23 protein-coding genes and 2 pseudogenes are annotated in these 21,341 nt (G+C 68.8%); 18 read left to right on the top strand and 7 right to left on the bottom strand.

The window, feature by feature from the left end; translation table 11 throughout:
* Positions 1-98: 98 nt before the first annotated feature.
* The 3 genes from ABZ260_RS01250 to ABZ260_RS01240 all read left to right on the top strand — a co-directional run bounded on the left by ABZ260_RS01250 (position 99) and on the right by ABZ260_RS01240 (position 2,116).
* On the top strand, positions 99-686 hold the full coding sequence (locus ABZ260_RS01250; RefSeq protein WP_355611258.1) for a helix-turn-helix domain-containing protein: 588 nt from the start codon (positions 99-101) through the stop codon (positions 684-686).
* Entirely contained in the window at positions 683-1,414 is a 732-nt protein-coding gene (locus tag ABZ260_RS01245; protein WP_355611255.1) for an SRPBCC domain-containing protein, read from the top strand. Before ABZ260_RS01250 ends, ABZ260_RS01245 begins: the two co-directional genes overlap by 4 nt.
* A 105-nt stretch (positions 1,415-1,519) precedes the next feature.
* Positions 1,520-2,116: a dihydrofolate reductase family protein gene (locus tag ABZ260_RS01240; RefSeq protein ID WP_355611252.1), complete on the top strand. Its 597-nt coding sequence runs from the start codon at positions 1,520-1,522 to the stop codon at positions 2,114-2,116.
* Between the two features lie 280 nt (positions 2,117-2,396).
* Here ABZ260_RS01240 and ABZ260_RS01235 read toward each other — a convergent pair whose 3' ends face one another.
* Entirely contained in the window at positions 2,397-2,546 is a 150-nt protein-coding gene (locus ABZ260_RS01235) for a hypothetical protein (RefSeq protein ID WP_355611249.1), read from the bottom strand.
* Between the two features lie 333 nt (positions 2,547-2,879).
* On the opposite strand from ABZ260_RS01235, the gene ABZ260_RS01230 reads away from it, so the two are divergent.
* The 6 genes and pseudogenes from ABZ260_RS01230 (at position 2,880) to ABZ260_RS01205 (ending at position 7,015) form a co-directional block, all read left to right on the top strand.
* On the top strand, positions 2,880-4,031 hold the full coding sequence (locus ABZ260_RS01230) for a leucine-rich repeat domain-containing protein (protein WP_355611246.1): 1,152 nt from the start codon (positions 2,880-2,882) through the stop codon (positions 4,029-4,031).
* A 23-nt stretch (positions 4,032-4,054) separates the two neighbouring features.
* Positions 4,055-4,366, top strand: a pseudogene (locus ABZ260_RS01225) (hypothetical protein); the annotation flags it as partial.
* Positions 4,248-4,640, top strand: a complete 393-nt coding sequence (locus tag ABZ260_RS01220; RefSeq protein WP_355611398.1) for a hypothetical protein — start codon at positions 4,248-4,250, stop codon at positions 4,638-4,640. The pseudogene ABZ260_RS01225 and the gene ABZ260_RS01220, both read left to right, overlap by 119 nt.
* Complete coding sequence (locus ABZ260_RS01215) at positions 4,634-4,867, top strand: helix-turn-helix transcriptional regulator (protein WP_355611243.1); 234 nt, start codon at positions 4,634-4,636, stop codon at positions 4,865-4,867. The genes ABZ260_RS01220 and ABZ260_RS01215 overlap by 7 nt, the downstream gene beginning before the upstream one ends.
* On the top strand, positions 4,864-5,835 hold the full coding sequence (locus tag ABZ260_RS01210; protein ID WP_355611240.1) for an NAD(P)-dependent alcohol dehydrogenase: 972 nt from the start codon (positions 4,864-4,866) through the stop codon (positions 5,833-5,835). Before ABZ260_RS01215 ends, ABZ260_RS01210 begins: the two co-directional genes overlap by 4 nt.
* A gap of 355 nt (positions 5,836-6,190) precedes the next feature.
* Positions 6,191-7,015: an SDR family oxidoreductase gene (locus ABZ260_RS01205; protein ID WP_355611237.1), complete on the top strand. Its 825-nt coding sequence runs from the start codon at positions 6,191-6,193 to the stop codon at positions 7,013-7,015.
* Positions 7,016-7,062: 47 nt separating this feature from the next.
* Here ABZ260_RS01205 and ABZ260_RS01200 read toward each other — a convergent pair whose 3' ends face one another.
* From ABZ260_RS01200 to ABZ260_RS01185, 4 genes are all read right to left on the bottom strand, one after another.
* Positions 7,063-7,524, bottom strand: a complete 462-nt coding sequence (locus ABZ260_RS01200) for an NUDIX hydrolase (RefSeq protein ID WP_355611234.1) — start codon at positions 7,522-7,524, stop codon at positions 7,063-7,065.
* 285 nt (positions 7,525-7,809) lie between these two features.
* Positions 7,810-8,241, bottom strand: a complete 432-nt coding sequence (locus tag ABZ260_RS01195; RefSeq protein WP_355611231.1) for a hypothetical protein — start codon at positions 8,239-8,241, stop codon at positions 7,810-7,812.
* Positions 8,242-8,511: 270 nt separating this feature from the next.
* The gene (locus ABZ260_RS01190; protein ID WP_355611228.1) at positions 8,512-10,359 is read right to left on the bottom strand and encodes an APC family permease; all 1,848 of its coding nucleotides are present in this window, start codon (positions 10,357-10,359) and stop codon (positions 8,512-8,514) included.
* A 30-nt stretch (positions 10,360-10,389) separates the two neighbouring features.
* A complete protein-coding gene (locus ABZ260_RS01185; protein ID WP_355611225.1) occupies positions 10,390-11,565 on the bottom strand; it encodes an ammonium transporter in 1,176 nt (391 codons plus the stop codon).
* A 389-nt stretch (positions 11,566-11,954) separates the two neighbouring features.
* Here ABZ260_RS01185 and ABZ260_RS01180 point away from each other — a divergent pair, with 389 nt between their 5' ends.
* The 8 genes and pseudogenes from ABZ260_RS01180 (at position 11,955) to ABZ260_RS01145 (ending at position 19,008) form a co-directional block, all read left to right on the top strand.
* Positions 11,955-12,857 carry an urea transporter gene (locus ABZ260_RS01180; protein ID WP_355611222.1) on the top strand — a complete coding sequence of 301 codons (903 nt, stop codon included), beginning with the start codon at positions 11,955-11,957 and terminating at the stop codon, positions 12,855-12,857.
* 21 nt (positions 12,858-12,878) lie between these two features.
* Entirely contained in the window at positions 12,879-13,187 is a 309-nt protein-coding gene (locus tag ABZ260_RS01175; protein ID WP_355548019.1) for an urease subunit gamma, read from the top strand.
* A 138-nt stretch (positions 13,188-13,325) separates the two neighbouring features.
* Positions 13,326-13,631, top strand: a pseudogene (locus ABZ260_RS01170) (urease subunit beta); the annotation flags it as partial.
* 135 nt (positions 13,632-13,766) lie between these two features.
* Entirely contained in the window at positions 13,767-15,488 is a 1,722-nt protein-coding gene (gene ureC, locus ABZ260_RS01165; RefSeq protein ID WP_355611219.1) for an urease subunit alpha, read from the top strand.
* Positions 15,488-16,186: an urease accessory UreF family protein gene (locus ABZ260_RS01160; protein WP_355611216.1), complete on the top strand. Its 699-nt coding sequence runs from the start codon at positions 15,488-15,490 to the stop codon at positions 16,184-16,186. The genes ureC and ABZ260_RS01160 overlap by 1 nt, the downstream gene beginning before the upstream one ends.
* Positions 16,187-16,197: 11 nt before the next feature.
* Positions 16,198-16,833 carry an urease accessory protein UreG gene (gene ureG, locus ABZ260_RS01155; protein ID WP_350923189.1) on the top strand — a complete coding sequence of 212 codons (636 nt, stop codon included), beginning with the start codon at positions 16,198-16,200 and terminating at the stop codon, positions 16,831-16,833.
* Positions 16,815-17,759 (top strand): urease accessory protein UreD, encoded by a 945-nt coding sequence (locus ABZ260_RS01150; RefSeq protein ID WP_355611212.1) that lies wholly within the window; start codon positions 16,815-16,817, stop codon positions 17,757-17,759. The genes ureG and ABZ260_RS01150 overlap by 19 nt, the downstream gene beginning before the upstream one ends.
* A 97-nt stretch (positions 17,760-17,856) precedes the next feature.
* Complete coding sequence (locus ABZ260_RS01145; RefSeq protein ID WP_355611209.1) at positions 17,857-19,008, top strand: acyltransferase family protein; 1,152 nt, start codon at positions 17,857-17,859, stop codon at positions 19,006-19,008.
* 79 nt (positions 19,009-19,087) lie between these two features.
* On the opposite strand, the gene ABZ260_RS01140 is transcribed toward ABZ260_RS01145, so the two are convergent.
* Positions 19,088-19,249 carry a LysR family transcriptional regulator gene (locus tag ABZ260_RS01140; protein WP_355611207.1) on the bottom strand — a complete coding sequence of 54 codons (162 nt, stop codon included), beginning with the start codon at positions 19,247-19,249 and terminating at the stop codon, positions 19,088-19,090.
* Positions 19,250-19,314: 65 nt separating this feature from the next.
* Positions 19,315-19,776 carry a MarR family transcriptional regulator gene (locus ABZ260_RS01135; protein WP_355611204.1) on the bottom strand — a complete coding sequence of 154 codons (462 nt, stop codon included), beginning with the start codon at positions 19,774-19,776 and terminating at the stop codon, positions 19,315-19,317.
* Between the two features lie 165 nt (positions 19,777-19,941).
* On the opposite strand from ABZ260_RS01135, the gene ABZ260_RS01130 reads away from it, so the two are divergent.
* Positions 19,942-21,144 (top strand): MFS transporter, encoded by a 1,203-nt coding sequence (locus ABZ260_RS01130; protein WP_355611201.1) that lies wholly within the window; start codon positions 19,942-19,944, stop codon positions 21,142-21,144.
* The last annotated feature ends 197 nt before the right edge of the window (positions 21,145-21,341 follow it).

Below are 21,341 nucleotides of genomic sequence, written 5' to 3'. Positions count from 1 at the left end.
TCGGTAGGGGGCTCGCCGGGACCCGAGCCCGGCAAGGCCGATGTGCCGATGAATAAGACTTCCTTGACAAGTTAATTTGTCGGTCATAGTCTGTGGTCATGCAGGACATCGCCGTGATCGAGGATCCGGCCGCCGCCGAGGTCTCGCTGGACCCCATCCGGGCCCGGCTGCTGGCCGAGCTGAGTGAGCCCGCCTCCGCGACCATGCTGGCCGCCAAGGTCGGCCTGCCCCGGCAGAAGGTCAACTACCACCTCAAGACGCTTGAGGCGCACGGGCTCGTCGAGATGATCGAGGAGCGGCGCAAGGGCAACGTCAACGAGCGCATCATGCGCGCGACGGCGGCCTCCTACGTGATCTCCCCGGCCGCGCTGGCGTCCGTCGAGCCCGACCCGGCCCGCTCTCCCGACCAGCTGTCGGCCGGCTGGCTGCTGGCTGTCGCGGCCCGGCTGGTCCGCGACGTCGGGGCGCTCATCGCCAGCGCCGCCAAGGCGCGCAAACGCGTCGCGACCTTCGCGATCGACACCGAGGTGCGCTTCGCCTCGGCCGCCGACCGGGCCGCGTTCGCCCAGGAGCTTGCCGGGGCCGTCACGACCCTGGTGTCCAAGTACCACGACCAGTCCGCCGAGCACGGCCGCGACCACCGGATCGTCGTCGCCGTCCACCCGAGCATGAAGGAAACCCGATGACGCACCCGTTCGAGCTGAGCCAGGAGATCGAGCTCAGCGCCACGCCCGAGCAGGTCTGGGACGCGATCGCGACCGGGCCGGGCGTCGACTCCTGGTTCATGGGACGCACCGAGATGGGCACCGCCGAGGGCGGCCCGGCGAACCTGACCATGCTGGGCCACACCGAGCAGGCCACGATCACCGCCTACGAGCCGGGCACCCGCCTGGCGACCCGCGGCGCGCCGGCCCCCGATGGTCAGTTCATGGCGCTCGAATACCTCATCGAGGGGCGTGGCGGCGGCACGACCGTGCTGCGGATCGTGCAGAGTGGCATGCTCGGCGACGACTGGGAGACCGAGTTCGAGGCGATGCAGGCCGGCTGGCCCATCTATCAGGAGACCCTCAAGCAGTACCTCGCGCACTTCATCGGCCGCACCCCATCGGTCACCACGGCCTTCCGGCCCGGAGTGGGCGGCCCGGACGCCGTCTGGAAGACCGTCACCCAGGAACTGGGCGTCACGCAGGACGTCGCCGAGGGCGACGACGTCCGTCTCCCGGACGGCTCCGCCGGGGTCGTCTACTACGCGAACCTGCCCGTCAACCTGGGCGTTCGGACGGACGAGGGCCTGTACCGGTTCATCCACTCCGGTACCGACCGCGGCGACGCCCTCGTGCTCGGTCACCAGAACTTCGCGGGCCGTGACGAGCAGTCCGCGTGGGACACCTGGATGGCCGAGCACTTCGGCTGACCGGCCGGTCCCGGTCAGCTCGTCAGGTAACACCTTCATCCCTCACACCGCGACCAGATCAGCGGCGCCGGAAACCGGCAACGCAACCCCAGAGGAGCCAGTCCCATGCGCATCGTGATCATTGAGTTCATGAGCTTGGACGGCGTCGTGCAGGCGCCGGGCGGACCCAACGAGGACACCGACGGTGGCTTCGCCCACGGCGGCTGGTCGCACCCGTTCTTCGATGCTGAAGTGATGGGCGGTGCCTTCGACGACGCGGTGGCCAAGGCCGGGGCACTGCTGTTCGGGCGCCGCACCTGGCAGACGATGGCCGCGGCGTGGCCCGAGCGGGCCGGTGACCCGTTCGCCGACCGGATGAACTCCATTCCGAAGTACGTCGTGTCCAAGACGCTGGGCGACGACGAGCTGACCTGGAACAACACCACCCGTATCCCCGGCGACGAGGCCGTCGCCGACATCAGGAAGCTGCACGAGAGCGACGGCGGCGATCTGGTGGTGATGGGGAGCCCCACGCTCGCGCGCACCCTGCTGAGCGAGGGCCTGGTCGACGAGCTCCGACTCATGATCACGCCGGTGCTTCTCGGTGGCGGAAAGACGATCTTCCCCGACGACGGTGCGTCGCGCACGTTCGAACTGGCCTCCACGGTCATCAGCGACAAGGGCGTGCACGTGTGCACCTACCGGCCGGTCGCCGAGGGGTAGGCCGGATCGACGGTGCCGCTGTAGCGCGGATTCCCGATCGCCGCCGGGGAGCCCTGGGCCAGGGACCGCACGGTCAGGCGCCGCGGTGGCACATGGCGCCGTCGACGAGGATGAGTGCCGGGCCGCTGCCGGTGTGCTCGTAGGCGATCGCGCTGCCATCGGCCTCGTTTGTGGCGGTGTCCGTCAGACCGCTGATCCGAGTGTGTTGACCACGAGCGTTCGCTGGGTGAACGGTGCCGGCCGACCGGCACCCAGCGGTGAATCCGGCCAAGGCATTCGGTCAATGCGTCGGCGGATTGCTCAACGCGCGGCCGATGAAGCGCAGCGCGTCCGCGTCTCGCCAGGACGGCGGGGTGAGAACGCGGTAGTCGACGCGGGTGCCTGTCGACGTCGACTGGAAGCTCGCTTCGCGGATTTCACCGAAGCCCATGACCGTTCTCGCTCCCTCACGTTGCGAAGCGCCGGGTCAGCGCCGGTCGGGATGCTACCGAGGTCAGGTAGCGGCGGTACAGCCATTAACGGTGAGACCGATCCTGGGCCCCGGGGTCAGCACTGTGGTTTTTGCGGGCTTCGCGGTGCTGGGACCTCAAGCATGTGCCGGTCGGGCGCGGCCCGAGCCTGGTCCGCGCGGAGCACGAAGGGTTCGGTGCGGCTCGGAAAGACGGACACCAGCCATCCGCAAGTGCCGGTTCCTAGGCTTCTCGCCGGTGAGCCGCCCAGGTCACCCCGATCATTTCGTTCACCTCGGGAAGGGGATCTCTCAATGGCGGTCAAGAACGGTCCGAAGGCCGCCCTGACCCGGATCAACAGATGCGGGCGGGAAGGGGCGCCCACGCTCAGCTTGAGCGGGCTGAAGCTGACGGAGCTGCCCGAGCGGATGAGGGACCTGACGCAGCTGCGCGAACTCGACCTGACCTTCAACGAGCTGACCGAGCTTCCCGAGTGGCTGGGCGACCTCACCGGCCTCACCCGGCTCCGCCTGTCCTACAACAAACTCGTCGGGCTCCCCGAACGGCTGGTGAACCTGACCGCCCTCACCGAACTCGACCTCGGCCACAACAAGCTGGCTCGGATTCCCGAGTGGCTCGGCGAGTTGACCTCTCTCACCGGCCTCTCCCTGTTCGGCCTCCGGCTGACCGGGCTTCCCGACTCCTTGCGAAAGCTCACCGCTCTCACCAGGCTCTCCCTGAGCGGCGGCTGGGAGCCGTTCGACATTCCCGACTGGGTGGGCGACCTCACCGCGCTCACCTCGTTCGGCGTGACGCACTGCCGGCCGCCTGTCAGCCTTCCCGAGTCACTGGGCAATCTCACCGCGCTCACCGAGCTCCGCCTCGGTTACAACCACATGGAGGAGGTTCCCGACTGGCTCGGCAACCTCACCGCGCTCACCGAGCTGGAGCTGCAGACCAACCGGCTGACCGGCCTGCCGGAGTCGATGCGCGCCCTCACCGCGCTTACCAGGCTCGAACTGCAGGACAACCGGCTGACCGAGCTTCCCGAGTGGCTGGGCGACCTCACCGCGCTCACCAGGATCTGCCTGTGGGACAACCGGCTGACGAGCCTGCCGAAGTCGATCGGTAACCTCACCGGCATCGCCTGGCTCTACCTGTGGGGCAACGAACTGGCCGAGCTCCCCGGGTCGCTGGGCGACCTCACCGGCCTGACCAAGCTCGACCTGCACGACAACCGGCTGACCGAGCTTCCCGAGCCGCTGCGGAACCTCACCGCGCTGACCGAGCTCGATCTGTGCGGCAACCGGCTGGCGGAGGTCCCCGAATGGCTCCCGGACCTCACCGCGCTGAGCACCCTCCATCTCGGCGGTAACGACCCGCGGCCCACGGTCCCGGCCTCCCTGCGCCTGCTCGCCCGGACCTCGCCGCAGTGGCGCCGCTTCCTGGCGAGTCGCAACCGCTGATCTCTCGCCGCCTCCGGTCGAGCGTCGGCCCGAACGGAGCGGGGAAGACGACCGCGCCGGCCATGGCCGTCGGGCTGCTGCGCCCGGACGAGGGCACGGCGTTCGTGTCCTCGGGGTGGCCGCCGCGGAGCGATGTTAAGAAAACTAGACATGATGTTGGCTTTGCCTTACATTCGAGGCATGTCATCCGAAGAGAAGAGCGCCTGGATCATGGGCGTGGTCGCGGTGTGCGGGTATGCGGCCTACCTCGTCCTCGTTCTGGGGCGAGCGGACGGTGTCCCGCTCACCGAGGTCCGGTACGTGTCGACGATGCTGTGGAGCATCGGTGCCGCGATCGTGGTGTCGATCGTGCTGCGCATCGCGGTCGCGATCGCCTCACCCAAGGACGCCGGCAAGAAGGACCAGCGTGACCGGGAGATCTACAGATTCGGCGAGTACACCGGCCAGTCGTTCGTCGTCATCGGCGGGGTGGCGGCGCTCGGCATGTCGCTGGCCGAGCTGGACCACTTCTGGATCGCCAACGTCGTCTATCTGATGTTCGTCCTGTCCGCGGTCGTCGGATCCATCGCGAAGATCTTCGCCTACCGCCGGGGCTTCTGGCCGTGGTGAAGCCGACCAGGGTCACCAACACGATCCGCGCCCTCCGGTTCGCGCACGGAGAGATGACGCAGGCGGAGCTGGCGGACCGCATCGGCGTGACCCGCCAGACCGTCATCGCCATCGAGCAGGCCCGCTACTCGCCCTCGCTGGAGATGGCCTTTCAGATCGCCCGGGTGTTCGACGTCTCGCTCGACGACGTCTTCCAGTACGCGGACAGTGAAGGAGAGACACGGTGAAGGCAATCGTCCAGGACAGGTACGGCTCCCCCGAGGTCCTGGAACTCAGGGAGATCGACAGGCCGGTGATGGGGGACGACGACCTGCTCGTACGGGTGCACGCGGCCGCCGTCGATCCGGGCGTCTGGCATCTCATGACGGGTCTGCCGTATCTGGCGCGCGTCATGGGCTTCGGGTTCCGCAGGCCCAAGGTCCGGGTCCGGGGGATGGACGTCGCGGGGCGCGTCGAGGCGGTCGGCGGGAACGTGACCCGGTTCAAACCGGGTGACGAGGTGTTCGGCACCTGCGACGGAGCCTTCGCCGAGTACGCCTCCGCCCGGCAGGACAGCTTCGCGCCGAAGCCGGCGAACCTCACCTTCGAGCAGGCGGCGGCCGTTCCGGTCTCGGCCTGCACCGCCCTGAAGGGTCTTCGCGAGGCGGGGAGGGTGCAGCCGGGGCAGAAGGTCCTGATCATCGGTGCGGGGGGAGGCGTGGGGACGTTCGCGGTGCAGCTGGCCAAGGCGTTCGGCGCGGAGGTCACCGGCGTGTGCGGCACGACCAAGGCGGACCTGGTCCGATCGATCGGCGCCGACGACGTCATCGACTACACCCGCGAGGACTTCGCGGACCGGGCGCGCCACTACGACCTCATCCTCGACGCCGCCGGGAACCGCCCGCTGTCGCACCTCCGGCGTGCCCTCACTCCCCGGGGAACCCTCGTCATCGTCGGAGGCGAGCGGGGAGGGCGGTGGATCGGAGGCAACGATCGCCAGCTCCGGGCGCTCATGCTCGCACCGTTCGTGGGGCAGCGGCTGCGCGGGCTCTTCTCGATGCCGCGTGCGGAGGACCTTCGGCTGCTGAGGGAGCTGATCGAGGCGGGCAAGATCACGCCGGTCATCGACAGGACGTACCCGCTGGGCGAGGTTCCCGAGGCCATCCGGTATCTGGAGAAGGGGCACGCGCGCGGCAAGGTCGTCATCACCGTGTGAGATGTGACCGGCGGGGCACACCTTTCAACGCGTCGTCGCCCCTGCCGCAAGGCCTGTCATCGCCGACCGGTGCTCGACTTGATCGCGGGATCTCCGAATTGGAGTCCAGTGTCCGGGGATGCTCTTCGTCGTTCTCCGCACACGCTCGGGGGAATCAGCGCCACGATCAATCGAAGGGCTGACAACCGCTCGGTCGCGAGTACGTTCTGTTATGCTCTGCGTACTCAGGGTAGTGGTGCGATCGGTTTGTCGTGGGAGGTGACCGGGTGCCGATGACCGTCGGCTTCTACACGATGACGGCGATGGCGCCGAACATCTTCGGCGTCGAGATCGACCTCGGCCTGGCGGGTGCCTCGTGACCGGCCGGCTGGAGGGGTACGCCGCGATCATCACCGGGGCCGGACAGATTCCCGGCCAGATGATCGGGAACGGCAGGGCGACGGCACTGATCTTCGCCCGGGAGGGCGCCAGACTCGTCCTCATCGACCGTGACCTGGACTCGATGCTGGTCACGGCGGGATTGGTCGAGGAGCAGGGCGGAACCGCGGTCACCGTCCAGGGGGACGTGTCGGTGGCCGACGACTGGTCGACCGCGGTCGCCACCTGCGTCGAGAGCTTCGGCCGCCTCGACGTGGTGCACCACAACGTGGGCGTGGCCATCGGCGACGGCTCTCCCACCTCCGTCGAGCCCGACGACTGGGCACGGAACATGATGATCAACTCTGGCAGCATTCTGCTGATGGCCCGGGCGGTGCTCCCCGTGATGCGGGCCGCCGAGCGTGGTGTGATCACCAACATCTCCTCCATCGCGGCCATCGCCGGAACCCCTTCTCCCGGCAATCCGCCCATCACCTACAAGATGTCCAAGGCGGCCATGAACGCCGCGACCCAGCAGATGGCCCTGGAGAACGCCCGCTACGGAATCCGGGTCAACGCCATCATGCCGGGCCTCATCGACACCCCGATCGGCGTCGACCTGGGCGCGGCGGAGTACGGCATGGACAAGGAGGAGAGGGAGGACTACGAGGCCCGTCGTCACCAGCGGGTCCCGCTCAAGGGCGGCATGGGTACGGCATGGGACATCGCCAACGCGGCCCTCTTCCTGGCTTCGGAGGAGGCCCGCTTCATCACCGGCGTCCTGCTCCCGGTCGACGGAGGCCAGAGTGCCAGGGTCGGCTGAGCCCTTTTTCGACCGCCTGGCTCGTCGCTGACGCTCCTGCGGAAAGCTCACAGCCGGGAAAGTGTCGCCAGCGTGGTGTCGAGGTGCTGCACGCGGCCGGGGAGTTCCTGCCCGTGCCACCAGACGATGTCCTCGATCTCGTCGTCGGGGGTGAACGCGCCGTGCGGCGCGGCTTCGTCGGCCTGGTAGAGGGCCGCGTACTCGGTGCGTCGTTCGGGTCCGAGGACGTACTCGGCGTACCCGGAGAAGGTCAGCCGGGTGATGTGGAAGCCGGTCTCCTCGTGGAGTTCACGTACGGCGGCCTGGCGTGGCGTCTCTCCCGCATCGATCATTCCGCCCGGTAGTTCCCACTTCTGGCGGTAGCGGTTGAACACCAGAAGCAACCGGCCGCGAGACCACAGGGCGACCAGGGCGAGAGGGAGCGGGGCGTCGCCGGGAGGCACGGCCTCGGCGCCGCGGTGAAAGGCGGTCAGCTCGTTGCCGGCGTCGTCGACCGCGAGAGGAGCCAATCCGATGTCCCGTCTGTCGTCGGGCCGCTGATCCGGCTGGGTCCTGCCGACGCGGATACCGATTCTCCGTTCCGCGCCGGAGATCGCGAATATACGGCCTGGAATCTGACAGAGCAAAGGCCCAGGCCGTCAATCGATGACCTGGGCCTTTGTATCCGTGATTCGGACTCCACTCCGTATGGCGCGGATGAGCCGCCGCGGTCCATGGCCCGCACGACGTTCGCCACGGTCAAGGGTGAGGAGCCTTCAACGGGAGTACTCCCCTAGGAAGCGGTCCGCCGTCCCTCAGCGGGGAGGGTAGGGAGGCCAGTGCGGCGGGTACGGCGGGCGACCGCCCGGGTACGGCGGGATCGGGTAGCCGGCCGGGTAGGGCGGGCGCCAGCCCGGGTACGGAGGCCGCCAGCCCGGGTACGGCGGGTGCCAGCCCGGGTAGGACGGCTGGCCGATCGTGTTGCCTATGGGCACGCAGTCGTACTGCGGGCACGGTGTGGTGAAGCACTGCTTGGGCGAGGGCACGCAGACGCGGCCGGGGCCGCAGTTGACCGCCGCGCACGGCGATCCTGGATCACATTTACCCGCCTTCTGCGCGGCCGGCGCGGCGACGGCCGCCTGCGCCGCTGGGGCGGTGGACGCCTCGTCCGCCCAGGCCGTGGTCGTGGCGGCTGGTGATCCGGTCGCCGTGACCAGGGCCAGCGCCAGGATTAGTTTTCGAAGCATTTTTCCCCCAGATGTCATGATCGGTTCTGCCTCTCTGGCGATGCTCGCACCGGCCATTCCTGCTTAGGGCAAAGCGACCATCAGAAAGTCGGCTGGCTTGCGGAGGATTAGGTATTGCTTCTGGAGGACCGGCATTTTCGCCGGAAATATCATGTCAATTCGGGCGACCCAACTGCCGAGTGTGACACTTAAATCAGCTTATGGCGTGATACTCAAATCAGCCTATAGGTAATGCATGGCATAAAAGGCCACTTCAATCACCGGTGTCGTCTATATGCCGACTCGGAAGGGCAGCAGGCAGACGAGCACATCCGTGTGCTCCCGTAGCGTGACCATCAGGAAAAGGTCACGCTGGTTGTGCAGGGCCCGGTGGCGGAAGTGCCGCGGTTCGACGGTGGGAATGAGCACGGCGACCCATTTTCCGCCGTCGGCGACCTGCCGGATGTAGTCGAGAACGGGACGGACCACGGTGTGCTGCGGGCTGCCGAGAATCTCAAGACGGACCCCCGGATCCCACAGGTTCCACCGCGTCCGCAGGTCGTCCACCCCCTCCTCGGTGAAACGCACCGCGACGACCACCACCTCGCCACCGAGGGCCAGGCCCGCGCTGACGGCCCGTTCCGTCTTGGTGGTGATGTCCGAGACCGGGATGATGATCACTTTCCCGGTCTCGGCGACCGCCGCGGGCCGGGTGGGTCTGGGAGGTGTCCGCCCGAGCCCGAGCTGCTTTTCGACCGCGGTGTAGTAGCGCTCGACGCGGGCGAACAGCAGCATGAGCAGCGGGATGGCGAGGACGACCACCCAGGCGCCCTCCAGGAACTTGGTGGTGAGCAGCACCAGGGTGGCGACGGCGGTCAGCAGGGCACCGGTGCCGTTGAGCAGCGTCTTGCCGAGCCGGCGGGGCGGGCGCAGGGTCGTCCAGTGCCTGACCAGGCCGACCTGGCTGATCGTGAAGCCGATGAACACCCCGATGGCGAACATCGGGATCAGCCTGTGGGTCCGCGCGTCCACCGCGATCAGTATCACGGCGGCCGCCACCGCCACGGCCACGACGCCGTACCTGTGGACGGGACGTTCGGTGCGCAGCGCGAACAGGTGGGGCAGGCGGTTGTCGCGGGCCAGCAGGCTCAGCAGGACCGGCAGGCCGCCGAAGCTGGTGTTGGCGGCCAGTGCCAGGGCGAGCATGACCACGAGGTTGGTCGCGTAGTACGCCCAGCTCGTGCCGTAGGCGCCGGCGGTCAGCTGGGCGAGGATGGTGACGTCCTGCCGGGGCTGTACCCGGTCGCGGTGGATGAGCAGCGCCAGTCCGATCAGCATCACCCCGAGCAGCGCGCCGAGCAGCAGTTCGGTCCGTTGTGCCCGCGCGACCCGCGGCTCGCGGAACATGGGCACGCCGTTGGCGATGGCCTCGACGCCGGTCAGCGCGGAGCACCCGGAGGAGAACGCCTTGAGGATCAGCAGCACTCCCAGCGCGTCGGTCACCGGGACGTGCACGGGCGTCCCCACCATGGCCGCCGGATGGGAGCGGGCCAGCCCCAGCACCACGACGCCGAGGATGCTCACCACGAACAGCGCGGTGGGCAGCATCAGCACCCGCGCGCTGTCGGCGATGCCGTACAGGTTCACCACGGTCAGCAGGGCCAGTCCCAGCAGGCAGATCGCCAGGAGATGCGGGGCCAGGACGGGGAAGGCCGAGGCGAGGCTGGCGGCACCGGCCGCGAGGCTGACCGCCACGGTGAGCACGTAGTCGACGACGAGCGCCGCGGCGGCCAGCAGGCTCACCCGTTCGCCGAGATCGTTCTTGGCCACCGCGTAGGAGCCGCCGCCGTTCGGATACGCGGCGATCACCTGGCAGTAGGAGATCACCAGCACCGTGAGCAGCCCGACGATGGCCAGGGTGATCGGCAGCGTGTAACCGATCGCGGCGCCACCGGCGGCGACCAGGATGAGCGCGATCGCCTCCGGTCCGTAGGCGACCGAGCTGAGAGCGTCGAGCGACAACGCGGCCAGCCCCTGCAGGCTGGTCAGATGATGCCTTTCGCCCTCACCGTGGCGCAGCTGGGGCCTGACGCGCCGGCTGACGTGAACAGGGTGGTCCGATCGGCGGTGCGGGGTCATGGCGGCGACTCGTCATGGTGGCCGCCGGGCTCACCCCTCGGCAAAGCCCACGTCCGAGCCGGCGCGCTGCTCCTCCTCGGTCGCTCGCATCCGGAACAGCTTGTCGACCACCTTCCCGATGATGAACGTGACGATGAAGCTGTACAGGCCGACGGCCAGGACACCGACCACCTGCTTGCCCAGCAGCGCGATCGAACCGCCGTAGAAGAGGCCGGGGGTTCCGACGAGCTCGCCGGTGGCGAGGAACCCGAGCAGCAGGATGCCGGTGATGCCGCCGGCCCCGTGGAAGCCGGTCACGTCCAGCGTGTCGTCGTAGCCGAGGACCAGCTTCATCTCGACCGCGTACGTACACACGATGGCGGCGACGATGCCGACGACGAGCGCGCCCTCGACGTTGACGAACGCGCAGGACGGGGTGATGGCCACCAGCCCGGCCAGGACGCCGTTGGCCGAGCCCATCCTGGTCAGGTGCCGGAAGCGGATCCACTCCACCAGCCGCCAGGTCAGCATCCCCGCGCAGCCCGCGATCATCGTGCTGAGAAACGCCCTGGCGGCCAGTGGGCCGTCGGTCAGCGCGGAGCCCGCGTTGAAACCGAACCAGCCGAACCAGAGCAGGGCCAGGCCGAGCAGGACCAGGGGGATGTTGGCGGGCTGCGGGGCGTCCTTGCGCCGGAAGGCGACACCCGGCCCGAGCACCAGCGCGAGTGCCAGCCCGGAGATGCCCGAGTTCAGCTCGACGACCAGCCCGCCGGCGAAGTCCAGCACGCCCCATTGCTTGAGCCAGCCGGTGTTGGAGAACACCCAGTGGGCGACCGGCGCGTAGACCAGGGTCATCCACAGGACGCCGAAGAGCATCCATGGGCCGAACCGGGCCCGTCCCGCGATCGAGCCGCTGATCAGCGCGACCGTGATGATGGCGAAGGTCAGCTGGAACAGTGCGAAGACGTACGCGGGGATCTGCTGGTACAGCGTCTCGGGGGTGATGTTCGCGAACCGGAAATCGCTCCAGCCGATGAGCCCGGCGCCACCGAGGTCCCTCCCGAAGGCCAGCCCGTATCCGTAGGCGAACCAGATGATGGTCACCAGGCTGATCGAGATGAAACTCATGTAAAGCGTTGTCAGCAGATTCTTGGAACGGACCATGCCGCCATAAAAGAAGGCCAGCCCCGGAGTCATCAGCAGCACCATCGCGGTGCTGGTCAGCATCCAGGCCGAATCGCCGGTATTCAGCCCGCTTGATATCCAGCTGCTCATTCCGACTGACATTATGGGCCCCTTCGTCTTGTTTGCTCCTTCGGCTCTTTTCACGCCTGCCGGCAGAGATGCCCTAGCTCACATGGTTGGCGTCTAAGTCGGGAGTTAACCTCAGCACCTTTGATATTTGACCGAATGCTGGCCTTGGTTGATTTTTGCCGGTTCGGCACATGGAAAGTAGTGCTGTGTGCCCACATTGTGGATTCACCTTTGATGGCCGTCCATGGGCAGGACGCGTGTCAGTGGCGGGAAGGGCGACGTTTATGACATCGGCGTTTCCGCCGTCGGGCTCACCCGGAGGTGAGCACCCTGTCGGGGGGCGCCGCGCGCTGGAGTACCTGTTGACGATCCCCCGGGGGGTCGCGCAGGTCGATCTCCAGCCCAACCACTGGACGGGCCTGATCTTCATCGTCGCGTTGTTCGCCGGCGGCTGGCGGTTCGGCGTCTTCGGCCTGCTGGGCACGCTCGTCGCCACGGCCACCGCGTACCTGTTCGGCGTCACCTGGGACCGGGTCTCGGTGGGGCTGGAGGGGTTCTGCGGCACGCTGATCGGTGTCAGCCTGGTGCTCTACCTGGAAGCCCGGTGGATGACCGTGCTCCTGGTCGTCGCCGGGGCGATCGCCGGGAGCGTGCTCACCTCGGCGCTGAACGTGTTGCTCACCCCGTACAACCTGCCGACCTTCACCGCGCCCTTCTGCGTGGTCACCAGCGTGATGGTGATCGGCGGGCCGTCCTTCAGCCGGATCTGGGCGGAGCACGCGCGCTCGGGCCCGCCGTCGGCCACCGCTCCGGGCACCGCGATGAGCTGGCACGACTTCTGGCGGGGCACGCTCAGCGGCATCGGCCAGGTGTTCTTCCAGAACCAGTGGTACGTCGGCCTGATCTTCCTGATCGGGCTGTTCGTGGCCGGCTGGGTGACCGGGTTGGTGGCGCTCCTGTCCAGCCTGGTCGGCCTGCTCACCGGCTGGGCGCTGGGCGCGCAGGCCGCCGATCTCGGGGCCGGCCTGTACGGCTACAACGCCGTGCTGGCCGGGCTCGCGCTGTGGGGCACGTTCATGCTGGTGAACCGGGTGAGCGCGGTCTACGCGGTGATCGGCGTGGTGTCCGCGGCGGCGCTGACCGCCGGTATCGGCAACCTGTTCGCCGTTACCGGCGGCCACACCCTCACCTGGCCGTTCGTCCTGGTGACCTGGGTGTTCCTGGCGGCCATCCCGATGTTCACGAAAATCCAGCGCGCCGGATAGCCGTGCGGAGAAAGGACCCCGATGAATCTCACACCACGCGAGATGGACAAGCTGCTCATTTTCCTCGTCGCCCAGATGGCCGAGCAGCGCCGCAGGCGCGGGCTGAAGCTGAACTACGGCGAGACGGTGGCGCTGATCAGCTCGGCGATCGTGGAGGCGGCACGGGACGGCAAGACGGTCGCCGAGTGCATGGAGCTGGGCAAGCAGGTGGTCGGGCCCAACGACGTGCTGCCGGGCGTACGCGGGATGCTGAAGCTGATGCAGGTCGAGGCCGTCTTCGACGACGGCACCAAGCTGGTCTCCTGTCACGATCCCGTCGGTGGGAAGTGATGCCCGGGGAACGCGCGCTCCTGCTGCTCGGCGGACCGTCGTCCGCGGCGGCCGGACATCGCCACGACCACGACGATGACCACGACGACCATCACCACGGCTTCCGGGCGGTGGCGGACCTGAGGGGGGCGACATCCCATGTCGGATGACGACGTCTACATCTACGGCGAGGGACAGATCGAGCTGAACGCCGGTCAGCCCAGGGTGAAGCTGACCGTGCACAACACCGGTGACCGGGCCGTTCAGGTGGGCTCGCACTTCCACTTCTTCGAGGCCAACCGCGCGCTGAGGTTCGACCGCGACAAGGCGTTCGGCAAGCGCCTTGACATTCCGGCCGGCACCGCCGTCCGGTTCGAACCCGGAGACACCAAGGAGGTAAAGCTGGTCGAGTACGGCGGGGGCCTGCGGATCGTCGGCTTCGGTGGACTGCTCAACGGAAGCGTTCGCTCGCACGAGGCGCATCGCAAGGCGCTGAAAAGAATGCGCGAACGCGGTTATCTCGACGAGCCGGGCAGGTCCGCGGCGGCTTCGTCGAAGAAGAACGGCTCCTCAGGCTCCGCGAAGAAGGGCTGAATCCCGATGACCACGATCAGTCGTAAGCAGTACGCGACCATGTACGGCCCCACGGTGGGGGACCGGATCCGCCTCGGGGACACCAACCTCGTCGTCGAGGTGGAGAAGGACCACACCGAGGGGCACTACGGGGACGAGGCGCAGTACGGGGGTGGCAAGACGGCCCGCGACGGGATGTCGGCCGACCCCGCCTCGCGGAACGCCACGGCCGCCCTGGACGTGGTGATCACCAACGCGGTGATCATCGACCCGATCCTGGGCATCGTCAAGGGCGATATCGGTATCAAGAACGGCAGGATCGCCGGGATCGGCAAGGCGGGCAACCCGCACACCCAGAACGGGGTCGACCGGCGGCTGGTCATCGGCGCGGGCACCGAGGTGATCTCCGGCGAGAACCTCATCGCCACCGCCGGCGCGATCGACACCCACGTCCACTTCGTCTCCCCGCAGCAGGCGCAGAACGCGCTGAGCAACGGGATCACCACCCTGGTCGGCGGGGGAACCGGTCCCGCCGACGGCACCCGTGGCACCACCTGTACCCCGGGGCCGTGGAACATCGCCCGTATCCTGCAGGCGTACGAGGCCATTCCGATCAACATCGGGGTGTACGGAAAGGGGAACAGCAGCCTGCCAGGTTCCCTGGAGGAGCAGATCCGGGCGGGCGCCTGCGGGCTGAAGGTGCACGAGGACTGGGGGACCACGCCCGCCGTCATCGACTGCTCGCTGTCCGTCGCCGACGAGTACGACATCCAGATAACCATCCACACCGACACGCTGAACGAGGCCGGGTTCGTCGAGGACACCATCAGCGCGATCAACGGCCGCGCGATCCACACGTACCACTCCGAGGGCGCGGGTGGCGGGCACGCCCCCGACATCCTGCGGGTGACCGGGGAGCCCAACGTGCTGCCGGCCTCCACGAACCCCACGCTGCCCTACACCGCCAACTCGGTGGACGAGTTGCTGGACATGACGATGGTCTGCCACCACCTCAGCTACGACGTCCCCGAGGACGTGGCGTTCGCGGAGAGCCGGGTGCGCGCCGAGACCATCTCCGCCGAGACCGTCCTGCACGACCTGGGCATCATCAGCATGATCGGGTCGGACTCGCAGGCGATGGGCCGGGTGGGCGAGTCCTTCACCCGCACCTTCCAGATCGCCCACCACTGCAAGGACAAGCGGGGGGCGCTGCCGGAGGACTCCGCGCGCAACGACAACTTCCGGGTGCTGCGCTACCTGGCCAAGCTGACCATCAACCCGGCCCGCACCTGCGGGATGGCCGACACGATCGGCTCGCTGGAGGACGGGAAGCTGGCCGACATCGTGCTCTGGCAGGTGCACTCCTTCGCGGCCAAGCCCTACCTGGTCGTCAAGGGCGGCATGATCAGCTGGGCCCCGATGGGCGACCCGAACGCGTCCCTGCCGACGCCGCAACCGGTCTACTACCGGCCGATGTACGGAGCCTTCGGCACCGCGCTGAAGGAGACCTGCGTCACCTTCATGTCGCAGGCCGGGATCGACGCGGGCGTGCCCGAGCAGCTCGGCCTGGAGCGGACCGTCCGGGGCGTACGCCAGTGCCGGACCGTCGACAAGCGCCACATGCTGCGCAACTCGACGCTGGCCGACATCATGGTCGATCCGGAGACCTACAAGGTCTCGGTGAACGGCAAGCCGGTCAGCATCGAACCGGCCGCCAAGCTGCCGCTGAACCGGCTCTACTTCATTTGATGAGCCTGACCGACCTGGGCCCGCTGCTCGCCCAGTTGCAGCTCACCGACTCCGGCTTCCCGAGCGGGCTGTACACGCTCTCGCACGGGCTGGAGGGGTACGTCCAGCTCGGGGCGACCGGATCGGCGGACCTGCGTGGCCTGCTGACCGACCTGCTGTACAACTCGGTGGGGCCGGGGGACGCGACGGCCCTGGTGCTGGCGCACCGCGCCGCCGGAGCGGGCGACTGGGACCGGCTGGTCGAGGTCGACCAGCGGCTGCACGCGATCAAACTCAACCGCGAGCAGCGCTCCGCCTCGGTCAGGACCGGCCGGCAGGTCCTCGACACGGCGGTATGGGCGTTCGCCTCGCCGGAGGCGGCCCGGCTGGCGGCCCTGGTGGCGGAGAGGGCCACGCCGGGCAACCACGCGGTCGTGGTCGGCGTGATCCACGCGGGCATGGGCGTGCCCGTCGCGCACGCGGTGGCCGGTGACCTGTACGCCTTCGCCGCGGGCTGGACGGCGGCGGCGGTGCGGCTGGGCCGCACCGACTTCCGCCGGGCCCAGCGGATCCTGGGCGAGGTCCGGCCGGACCTCGCCCAGGTCGCGCGGGCGGCGCTCGCCGCCGAGGAGCCCATGGACCTGAACGGCTCGGTACCCGTCGCCGACACGGTCTCGGCCGCGCACGAGCGGGCGGCGGCCCGTCTGTTCATCACCTGAAAGGGCACGAGATGGAACCGCGAAAGGTGTTCAAGGTCGGTATCGGGGGGCCCGTCGGATCCGGCAAGACGGCCCTGATCGAGATGCTGGTCCCCATCCTGATCGCCAGGGGGCACAGCCCCGGCGTGATCACCAACGACATCTACACACATGAGGACGCCGAACACGTCCGCCGCACGATGGCCGGGGTGCTCGACTCCGAGCGGATCGTCGGGGTCGAGACGGGGTCCTGCCCGCACACCGCGGTCCGTGACGATCCGAGCATGAACCTGGCGGCGGCGGCCGAGCTGCTCGACCGGTTCCCCGACATCGACATGCTGCTGTTCGAGAGCGGCGGCGACAACCTGACGCTCACCTTCAGCCCGGTGCTCGCCGACGTCTACATCTTCGTCCTGGACACCGCCGCGGGCGACAAGATGCCACGCAAGCGCGGCCCGGGCACCACGGACTCCGACCTGCTGGTCATCAACAAGATCGACATCGCCCGGTACGTGCGCACCGACCTGTCGGTGATGGAACGGGACGCGCACACGGTGCGCGGGGCGGGGCCGGTCGTGCTGACCGACTGCCTGGCCGGCACCGGTGTCACCGAGGTCGCCGACTTCATCGAGGCGCGGCTGGAGGCGATGTGCGCTCCGGGGCGGTGATCGACCATCTGGTCCCGGAGCGCTACCAGCCGGAGTGGCTGCCGGGCTCGGTGGCGCGCCATGCCGCCGACCTGGACATGCTGCCGGTCGGCAGCCCCGGCAAGGTCGGGATCCTGCACCTGGCGTTCGAGCGGGCCGGCGGGCGGACCGAGCTGACCGGTCACTACCAGAAGACGCCGCTGCAGATCGCCCGCCCGCTGTACTACGACCCCGAGCGTCCGGACATGCCGTACCTCATGTTCATGTCGTCCGGCGGCGGCGTTCTCCAGGGCGACCGCTACCGCGTCGACGTCTCCTGCGGCGAGGGCTCGTCCGTCCACCTGACCACCCAGGCCGCCACCCGGATCTACCGGATGGAACAGGACTACGCCACCCAGCTCGTCAACCTCACCGCGGGGCCGGGCGGCTACCTGGAGTACCTGCCGGACACCACGATCCCGTTCGCCGGCTCGCGGTACTACCAGCGGCTCCGTGTCACCGTCGCGGCGGACGCGACGGTGGTGCTGGGCGAGACGCTGATGGCCGGCAGGCTGGCGCGGGGGGAGCGGCACGCGTACACGGTGTACTGCAGCGACGTCGAGGTGCGTGACACCTCGGCACGGCTGCTCTTCGCCGACCCGCTCCGCCTGGTGCCGGGGGAACGGCCGGTGACCGGACCCGCGGTGATGGCCGGATTCGGACTGCTGTCCTCCCTGTACGTCGTCACCGCCGCGCAGCCCGCGCAGGTCGTGGCCGACACGATGCACGCGGTGCTCGCCGGCACCGGGCTGCGGGCCGGTGCCAGCGTCCTGCCCGGGGACCGGGGCGCCTGGGCCCGCATCCTCGGGGACAGGTCTCCCGAGGTCGAGGCGGCTCTCCACCGGACCTGGAACGCCGTCCGCGAGCTGCTCCTGGGAGTGCCCGCGCCGGACCGCCACAAGCAGTGACGCCCGTCCACGGAGAGGCGGGCCGGTTCACCGGGCTGTTGACACCGCGGACCGGGCGGCACCCGAGAACTAGTTTCTATCGCCTAAAGTCGGGCGAATGGCCCCGACTCCCTCCCGGCTGGCCTGGCTGGACGCCCTGCGGGGACCCGCCGCGCTGGCCGTCGCGCTGCACCACTCCGGGTGGACCTTCATCCCGGACCTCTGGGCCGAGGTGGACCGCAGGATCGACGTCGGCACCTGGGGCGTCTTCGTGTTCTTCCTGGTCAGCGGCTATATCATCCCCGCCTCCCTGGAGCGGCGCGGCGACCCGCGGGTCTTCTGGGTCGGCCGGGCATTCCGCCTCCTGCCCCTGTTGCTCGCCGCGCTCGGCCTGGCGCTCCTGCTCGCCTACGCCGGTGCGTTCGCCCTCCACCCGGGCGTGAGCGCCCGCCCGGCGCCGCTCGTCGCCCTGGGGAACCTGACGATGCTGCAGGAGTTGCTCGGCGTGCCCGCCGTCATCGACGTGATGTGGACGCTCTCCTACGAGATGGCGTTCTACCTGATGGCGGTCGGGCTGTTCACCGTGCGGCAGGCGCACCGGTCGGCGGCGGTCGCGATCGTCCTGGCGGTGTCGGCGGTACCTCTCGGACTCCTGCTGCCCCGGCCGGTCATCGGTGGCCGCGCCGACCTGGTCGCCACGCTCCTCGGCGTCGCGGTCGTCGTGGTCATCGTGGTGTCGGCGGCCGCGCGCGGCGGGGCGCGCACGGCCGCGGCGGTGACGGGCGGCCTGCTCGGGCTGGCGCTGGTGGTCCTGGGCAGCAGGATCGGTGCCTGGCAGGGCCTGATCGTGCCGGCCATGATGTTCGCCGGTACGGCCGTCTACCGTGCCGAGCAGGGGACGATCCGATGGCCCGCCGCCATCGCCGCCGTGCTGACGGTCCTGGCCTGCGGGGCCCTCGCCAAGGACGATCCCGGTTGGGCACCCGCGCTTTTGCTGGCCGCCGCCTTCTTCGGCGGCGCGTTCGTGCTGCGGCACAGGTCGTTCCCCCGGTGGCTCGCCCACCTCGGGGTGATCAGCTTCTCCCTCTACCTGCTCCACCCGCTCCTGCTGCGGGTGAGCCCGAACCTTCCGCTCTTCTTCCTCGCGCTGCTGCCGCTCTGCTACCTGACCCACCGGTTGATCGAGGCCCCGGCCCAGCGCCTCGGCAGGCGGCTGGGCCGGCCTTCACTCACTCCCCTGCCAGACGGGTGTGGGCAACGCCGCGAATGATCTGGCGAGGGGAGAGCGGGACCGCCGACGTGGGATCAGCCGGTCGCCTGGGCGACGCCCTCAGGGGCGCCGTGCCGGATCATCGGATGAACAACGGTTCGCCGACGTGCTGCTCCAGCCGCGCCAGCCGGCCTGTGATGGTCGGTTGTGGCAGGCCACGCTCGGTAGCCGTGGCCGTCAGTGAGCCGTTGAGACAGATCTCCAGGAAGGTGGCGAGAAGATTCAGATCATGCGCAGCCACTCCGCGACATAAGAATCTTGATGGCTTGTGATCAGGGGCTATCGACGCTCACCCATTTCTTGACGCTAAAGCACCGCCTTCGAGTGGGCCGGCAGGCGGTGCAGCACGTCCACCAGGGGGGCGAGCTCCGGGGTCTGCTCCGCCTCGGCCAGAGCTCTGGCGAGGGCCGCGTCGTGTGCCGGTCGCGCCCTGGTCAGCAGCTCCCATCCCTGACCGGTGAGCTCGGTGTAAATGCCGCGACGGTCGTCCTGGCAGAGGATTCGGGTCAACAGCCCGCGGTCTTCGAGCCGGTTCACCAGCCGCGTGGTCGCGCTGCTGGACAGGACCGCCGCCCGGGCGAGCTGCTGCATGCGCATGTGCCAGCCATCCTGTCGCGACAACGCGTCCAGCACCGTGTACTCGACGACCGACAGGTCGTGGTCGGCCTGAAGCTCCCGCTCCAGCGTGGCCTCGATGAGGCCGTGGAGCGCCGCCAGCGTCCGCCAGCCCTGTGCGCGGATCTCGACCGCGTCGTCCCTGATTCCCATGACCGATCCTCCTGAGGGGCCAGGGCCCTCCACCTGGGACGGCCATTCGGCTTCTGATCGCAGCTTACCAAGCTCGTGTTGATTAAAGGCGTATGCAAGTATATTGTTTCCCGCGCCGCTAGTTGCAGACGCGGCTTATCTAGGAGAAGCCTGGAAGGAATCAGCATGCCTATCGGCTTGCTCGCCCTCGCCATCGGGGGTTTCGGCATCGGACTCACCGAGTTCGTCATCGCCGGCCTGCTGCCCGAGGTCGCCCAGGATTTCGGCGTCACCGAGGCTGCTGCGGGCTGGCTCATCTCCGGCTACGCGCTCAGCGTCGCGGTCGGCGCCATCGGCCTCACGGCCGCCACGACGAGGTTCAACCGCAAGCACGTACTGCTCGGGCTGATGGTGCTCTTCATCATCGGCAACCTGATGTCCGCGATCGCGCCCAACTACTCGGTGATGATGCTCGGACGTGTCGTCGCGGCGCTGTGCCATGGCGCGTTCTTCGGCATCGGGGCCGTGGTCGCCGCAGACATGGTGGCGCCGGCCAAGCGGGCCGGCGCGATCGCCATGATGTTCGCCGGCCTCACCAGCGCGAACGTCCTCGGCGTGCCGTTCGGCACGCTGCTCGGCCAGCAACTGGGCTGGCGCTCCACGTTCTGGGCCATCACCGTCATCGGGGTCATCGCTCTGATCGGTGTGGCGACCCTGGTCTCCGGCCACAGCGCGGCGGACGCCGAGACGCGGGACAACGGGCTGCGCGGCGAACTGGTCGCCTTCGCACACCCGCAGGTCTGGTTGTCGCTGTTCGTCACGGTCCTTGGCTTCGGCGGTATGTTCGGCGCCTTCACCTACATCGCCTACACCCTGACCCAGGTCAGCGGGTTCGCCTCCGCGTCCGTGCCGTGGCTGCTCGTCCTCTTCGGCGCCGGGCTGTTCATCGGGAACTTCGTCGGCGGAAAGGCGGCCGACAGGTCTGTGCCAAAGACGCTGATCATCGTCCTTGTCGGGCTCACCGCCGTCCTGGGGGTGTTCGCCCTCACCGCGCACAGCCAGGTGATGACGACGATTTCGCTGGTCATGATGGGCGCCTTCGGGTTCGCCGCCGTGCCAGGACTGCAGATGCGGATCATGCACTACGCCGATCGGGCGCCCACTCTGGCCTCGGGAGCCAACATCGCCGCCTTCAACGTCGGCAACGCCCTCGGCGCCTGGGCCGGTGGCCTGACCATCACCGCCGGCCTCGGATACACCGCTCCCATCTGGGCCGGCGCAGCCCTCACCGTCGCCGGACTGGCCGTGCTGCTGGTCGCCACGAAGCTCGCCTCCCAGCACGCCAAGCGGACCCCCGCCCCCCGGCCGGCCGAGGCCCTCACCGGCTGACAACTCGGGAACTCCCCTGAGGGGAACCCCCGACCGCGGACCTCAAAGTCCGTTGCCCAGCGTGGTGAGCCCACCGGCCGGCGCGGGCAGCGGCGGCGCGTTCGCGCTGCTGCCGCTCTGCTACCTGACCCACCGGTTGATCGAGGCCCCGGCCCAGCGCCCCGGCCCAGCGCCTCGGCAGGTGGCTGGGCCGGGGC

The sequence above is a fragment of the Streptosporangium sp. NPDC006013 genome, from assembly GCF_040614275.1.
Lineage (GTDB): Bacteria > Actinomycetota > Actinomycetes > Streptosporangiales > Streptosporangiaceae > Streptosporangium.
The sequence above is the reverse complement of the archived record's forward strand: the minus strand, read 5'-3'. Positions and strand labels throughout refer to the sequence as shown.